This is a genomic window from Pseudonocardia pini (assembly GCF_013870575.1).
In the GTDB taxonomy this organism is placed as follows: Bacteria; Actinomycetota; Actinomycetes; order Mycobacteriales; family Pseudonocardiaceae; genus Pseudonocardia; species Pseudonocardia pini.
Genome location: NZ_JACBXB010000338.1, coordinates 1 through 5,779, shown reverse-complemented (window position 1 = coordinate 5,779; position 5,779 = coordinate 1). Strand labels below are relative to the sequence as shown.

General features: G+C 71.2%; 5 protein-coding genes and 1 pseudogene. 5 read left to right on the top strand and 1 reads right to left on the bottom strand.

Features of this window, described 5'->3' with window-relative positions; genetic code table 11:
* Nucleotides 1-679 (bottom strand): annotated as a pseudogene (locus H5J29_RS18795) (hypothetical protein); the annotation flags it as partial.
* 211 nt (nt 680-890) lie between these two features.
* Here H5J29_RS18795 and H5J29_RS18790 point away from each other — a divergent pair.
* From H5J29_RS18790 to H5J29_RS18770, 5 genes are all read left to right on the top strand, one after another.
* The gene (locus tag H5J29_RS18790; protein ID WP_181782275.1) at nt 891-2,435 is read left to right on the top strand and encodes an acyl-CoA synthetase; all 1,545 of its coding nucleotides are present in this window, start codon (nt 891-893) and stop codon (nt 2,433-2,435) included.
* A 110-nt stretch (nt 2,436-2,545) separates the two neighbouring features.
* The gene (locus H5J29_RS18785) at nt 2,546-2,950 is read left to right on the top strand and encodes a hypothetical protein (protein ID WP_181782273.1); all 405 of its coding nucleotides are present in this window, start codon (nt 2,546-2,548) and stop codon (nt 2,948-2,950) included.
* Nucleotides 2,951-2,978: 28 nt separating this feature from the next.
* Nucleotides 2,979-4,034: an alcohol dehydrogenase catalytic domain-containing protein gene (locus H5J29_RS18780; protein WP_181782271.1), complete on the top strand. Its 1,056-nt coding sequence runs from the start codon at nt 2,979-2,981 to the stop codon at nt 4,032-4,034.
* Nucleotides 4,031-5,551 (top strand): aldehyde dehydrogenase family protein, encoded by a 1,521-nt coding sequence (locus H5J29_RS18775; protein WP_181782270.1) that lies wholly within the window; start codon nt 4,031-4,033, stop codon nt 5,549-5,551. The genes H5J29_RS18780 and H5J29_RS18775 overlap by 4 nt, the downstream gene beginning before the upstream one ends.
* A gap of 9 nt (nt 5,552-5,560) precedes the next feature.
* A partial coding sequence (locus H5J29_RS18770; RefSeq protein WP_181782268.1) for a hypothetical protein occupies nt 5,561-5,779 on the top strand: 219 nt, incomplete at its 3' end.

Genomic DNA, 5,779 nt, shown 5'->3' with positions numbered 1-5,779 from the left:
GCAGGCCGCGGAGCAGGTCGACGATCGCGAGCAGCTCGACGGGCCCCGTGCCCCATGTCCCCGCACCCAGCTCCCACGGGTTCGGACCGCGGTGGACGTACTCGGCGGTCAGCGTGCCGAGGGCCTGGTGCACGCCGCGGACGGGGTCGCTGCGGGAGGCGCCGATCCGGTCGGCGAGCCCGGTCAGGCCCTGGTCGAACAGAGCGGCGACCTGGCCGGTGGTGGCGGCTCGACCCAGCGCCCACAGCACCTCCTCGGTCTCGTCCACAGTGGTGCCGACACCGCGGTCGGTGCCGAGGGCGGTGAGCGCCAGCTCGGCGACGAGCAGGAGGGTCGTGGCCGCGAGGCGTCGCCCGGTCGTGTCGTGGAGCGCCGCGGCGGGATCGTCGGCGACCTCGGCGAGCGGCGACACCGTCGCGAGCTCGGCGGTCGCCACGGGGAGCAGCTCGGCGAGACCGGAGCCGGTCCCGAGGGACCCGACGACCCGCTCGTCCAACCAGGCGTGTCCCGCGACCTGCACGACGGCCCCGGGCGCGGGTTCCACCCTGACCCGGCGCAGTGCCGCCCCGACCGCCTGCGCGAGGTCCGCAGCCGGACCCGCCGTCGTCGAGAGGGCGGTCAGCGGCCCGGCCAGGTGGTCGCCGAGCAGGGCGCGGGAGTGCCGGGGGACGCCGGACACGCTTCCTCCTCTCGACCGGTGGTGTCGGCGCAGTGTGCAGGTCCGACTACTTACAGTCAACCGTGACCGTTTGTCACTCATGCCGCTGACCTGCGCGAACGGGCGGCCATCGATCGTTCGGGGGAGGGATCCACCCCGCACGAGCGATGCCCCGTGGGCGGGCCCGGCCGGAGGATCACCACCGTCGGCAGTCGTGTGCGAAGGAGAGCCCGTGTTCCCAGGAGTCCATGCGAAGACGCACCCGGACAAGGCCGCGATCATCGAGGCCGAGACCGGCCGGGTCGTCACCTACGCCGAGCTCGACGAGCGCTCGTTGCGGCTCGCCCACGTGTTCGCCGAGGCGGGCCTGCGACCCGGTGACCATGTGGCGTTCCTGGCCGAGAACGCGGCGGAGGTCTTCGAGGTCTACTGGGCCGCGCTGCGGTCGGGGCTCTACGTCACGGGGATCAACCATCACCTGGCCCCGGCCGAGGTGTCCTACATCGTCGACGACTGCGGTGCGCGCGCACTGGTCGTGGGCGCCTCGAAGGGCGCGCTCGCGGTCGACGTGGTCGACGGGACCCCCCGGGTCGAGCTCCGCCTCGCGTTCGGCGGCGAGGTCCCCGGACACGGGTCCTACGAGGACGCACTCGCCGCGGCGTCGGCCGAGCCGCTCGCCGACCAGCCGCGTGGCGCGGACATGCTGTACTCGTCCGGCACGACGGGCAGGCCCAAGGGGATCAAGCCCGTGCTCCCGGACCGCCAGGTCGACGAGCCCGGCGACATGTACACCGCGGTCTTCGGCCCGATGTACGGCTTCGGTGAGGACACCGTCTACTACTCGCCCGCCCCGACCTACCACGCGGCGCCGCTGCGCTTCGGCGGGATCGTGCAGGCGCTCGGCGGCACGTACGTGATGGCGCAGCGGTTCGACGCCGTCGCCGCGCTCGAGGCGATCCAGCGCCACCGGGTCACCCACAGCCAGTGGGTGCCGACGATGTTCGTCCGGATGCTGAAGCTCCCGGAGGAGGTCCGGACCGGCTACGACGTGTCGTCGCTGCGGGTCGCGGTGCACGCCGCCGCGCCCTGCCCGGTCGACGTGAAGCAGCAGATGATCGACTGGTGGGGCCCGATCCTGCAGGAGTACTACTCCTCGACCGAGGGCAACGGCGTCACGCTGATCGACTCCGCGCAGTGGCTGTGCAAGCCGGGCTCGGTGGGCCGGGCCGGGCTCGGCGTCATCCACATCTGCGACGACGAGGCGGGCGGCCGCGAGCTTCCCGTCGGCGAGGTCGGCACCGTCTACTTCGAACGCGACACCGTGCCGTTCGAGTACCACAACGACCCGGAGAAGACCCGCGCCGGACAGCACCCCGACCACGAGAACTGGTCCACCACCGGAGACGTCGGGTACGTCGACGACGAGGGCTACCTCTATCTGACCGACCGCAAGGCCTTCATGATCATCTCCGGCGGGGTGAACATCTACCCGCAGGAGGTCGAGGACTGCCTGACCCTGCACCCCAAGGTGTTCGACGTCGCGGTGATCGGCATCCCGGACGCGGAGATGGGCGAGCAGGTCAAGGCCGTCGTGCAGCCCGCCCGCGGCGTCGAGGCCGGTCCGGAGCTGAAGGCGGAGCTGCTGGAGTTCGTCCGTGCCCGGATCGCCCGCTACAAGGCCCCGCGCAGCATCGACTTCACCGAGACCCTGCCGCGCAGCGCCACCGGCAAGCTCGTCAAGCACCTGATCAAGGAGCAGTACCAGCCCGTCCCGTAGGTCCGGCCCCCCAAGGGAGCACGGAACCACCCCCGGGGAGCGATGTCCCGCACCCGGGCCGCCCGAGAAGATCTGTCCATACCGGACCCCTCTCTCGACAGGAGATGACCATGGCCTTCTTCGCCGACACCAACGAGGTCGACAAGTACATCGGTGGCGTGTTCCGCGCCGCGGCCGAGCACCCGGAGTCGGGCCCCAAGTTCCGCGCGGCCGGCATCAACCTGCGCGTGCTCTACACCGACCCGGACTGCGAGATGTGGATCCTCATGCGCGAGCCCGCCATGGAGGTCACCATCGGCCCGTCGGACGAGACCGCCGACATCACGCTGATGATGCGCAGCGACACCGGCGACAAGTACTGGCGCGGTGAGTACAACCTGGCCGTCGGCCTGGCCAAGGGCGAGGTCAAGGCCAAGGGCCCGGTCAACAAGATCCTGAAGCTGGTCCCGCTGACCAAGCCGCTGTTCCCGATGTACCGCGACCTGGTGGCCGACAAGGACGCGGCCCAGGCCTGATCCGGCTGCGCGAGAAGGAGAACCCCCCATGGCGACGATGAAGGCTGTCGTCCTCCGCAAGCCCTTCGAGGTGGTCGTCGACGAGGTCGAGCGGCCCACCATCACCGACCCCGCCGACGTGCTGATGCGGGTCGACCTCACCGCGATCTGCGGCACCGACCTGCACCCCTACGACGGTCGCATCGAGCTCGAGGAGGACGTCGTCCTCGGGCACGAGTTCGTGGGCACCGTCGTCGAGGTCGGCAGCGCGGTCAACCTGGTCAGCGAGGGCGACCGCGCGGTCGCCTCCTGCGTCGTCAGCTGCGGGCACTGCCGCAACTGCCGCCGCGAGCGGCCCGGGCAGTGTGCGGGCACCCGGATCTTCGGTCTGGGCCTCACGTTCGGCAGCCTCTCCGGCGGCCAGGCCGAGTATGTGGTCGTCCCGAACGCCGACCTCACGCTGCGCAAGCTGCCCACGGAGGGCGCGGGCACCGACGAGGACAAGCTGTTCGTCGGCGACATCATGGCGACCGGCTACGAGGCCGTGCGCAAGGCGATCCGGCCGGGCGACAGCGTCGCCGTGGTCGGGGCGGGCCCGGTCGGGCTGTGCGCCGCGATGTCGGCGAACGTCCTCGGTGCGAGCCGGGTCATGGTCGTCGACAAGGTCGCGGCCCGGCTCAAGGAGGCCGAGGCGATCGGTGCGGTCGCGATCGACGCCTCGGCGAGCGACCCGGCGTCGGCGGTGCAGGACCTGACCGACTGGCGCGGTGCGGACGTGGTGATCGACGCCGTCGGGCACCCGTCGGCGCTGCTCTCGGCCTGCTCGTTGGTGGCGTCGGGCGGGGCGATCTCGATCCCCGGGGTGTACATGGAGGACAGCATCGAGCTGCCCTTCGGCGACCTCTACCTCAAGGGCGTCACGATCCACCAGGGCGTCGCGAACATCATCAACTACATGGACGAGACCCTCGCGCTGATCGCTGCGGGCAAGCTCGACCCGAGCCGGTTCATCTCGCACCGGATGCCGATGTCCGAGGCCACCGAGGCCTACCGGATGTTCTTCGAGCGCGAGGCCACCAAGATCGTCCTGGACCCGACCCGATGACGGCGACGACGGTGCGGCACTTCCCGATGCTGGTCGGCGGGGAGCAGGTCGACGGCGAGAACCTGCTGGAGATCCGCGACCCGCAGAACGGTGAGCTGATGGCCACCGCCGCGGCGGGCGGGGCGAAGGAGATCGACGCCGCGGTCGACGCGGCCAAGACCTCGTTCGCCGCGGGCGAGTGGTCCCGGGCGACGCCCGCGCACCGCGCGCAGGTGCTCAACGCGGTCGCCGACAAGCTCGGCGAGCAGCTCGACGAGCTCGTCGAGCTGGAGATCATGGCCAACGGGGCCACGATCCGGCAGGCCACCGGCTTCCACGTCGGCTACGCGGCTCCGCACCTCGCCTTCTTCGCCGATCTCGCCGCGAAGTACGAGTTCGAGACGCCCATGCCGCGGGCCACGTTCCCGGTGTTGGGGCAGAGCACGATGCGGCGCGAGCCGATCGGGGTCTGCGGCGCCATCGCGCCGTGGAACTTCCCGCTGCTCCTGGCCCTGTGGAAGTTCGCGCCCGCGCTCGCCGTGGGCAACTCCGTGGTGGTCAAGCCGGACGAGAAGACCCCGCTCACCACGCTGGAGTTCGGCCGGATCGCCGAGGAGTGCGGGCTGCCGAAGGGCGTGTTCAACGTCGTCCCGGGGCCCGGCCCCGAGGCGGGCGCGCGCCTGGCGTCCCACCCGGACGTCGGCAAGATCGGGTTCACCGGGTCCACGGACATCGGCCGCGAGGTCATGCGGCTGGCCGCGGGCACCGTGAAGTCGGTGACCCTGGAGCTGGGCGGCAAGTCGCCCGCGCTCGTCCTGGAGGACGCGGACATCGACCTCGCGGTCGACGGCGTGCTCTACGGCTGCATGCTCTACTCCGGACAGATCTGCGAGTCGATGACCCGGCTGCTGCTGCCGGAGTCGATCCACGACGAGTTCGTGGAGCGGCTGGTCGCGCGGGCGAGCACGATCCAGCTCGGCGACACCCGCGACTGGGAGACCGACATGGGTCCCGTGGTCTCGGCGAAGCAGCACGAGCGGATCCTCGGCTACATCGCCTCCGGCAAGGACGAGGGCGCCACGCTGGCCCTCGGTGGCGGCGTGCCGAAGGGCGAGCAGTTCGAGCGCGGGTACTGGATCGAGCCGACGATCTTCACCGGGGTCCGCAACGACATGCGGATCGCCCGCGAGGAGATCTTCGGGCCGGTGCTGTCGGTCATCTCCTACGGCAGCGAGCGCGAGGGGATCGAGCTGGCGAACGACACCCCGTACGGCCTCGCGTCGTCGGTGTGGAGCAGCGACAACTCCCACGCGCTCGAGGTGGCGGAGAAGATCCAGGCGGGCTCGGTGTGGATCAACGACTCCCACCAGATCAACTGTGAGGTGCCGTTCGGTGGGTACAAGCAGTCGGGCGTGGGCCGCGAGCTGGGCCCACACGCGTTGGACCCGTACACCGAGGTGAAGAACGTGCACCTCGACCTGTCCGGTCGCCGCGACGCTCGTCCCTACGACGTCCTGCTCAGCCACGCGGACGACTAGCAGGAGCCCGTGACCACGGCGATCGACCACCGGCTGCTGGAGCTCCTCCGGCGGGCGGCAGACGGTACCCCGCCCGAGGGCTCCCCGGGCGGGGTGCAGGTCCTGTCCCGGCCCCTCGGCGGTCCGTCCGCGGTCCTCGTCCTGGAGGGCCGCGGCGTGGTCGCGGCGGACGTCGCGCCCGGCTGGGTGCTCGACCACCTCCCGCCGGGTTTCGACGGGCCGGACGAG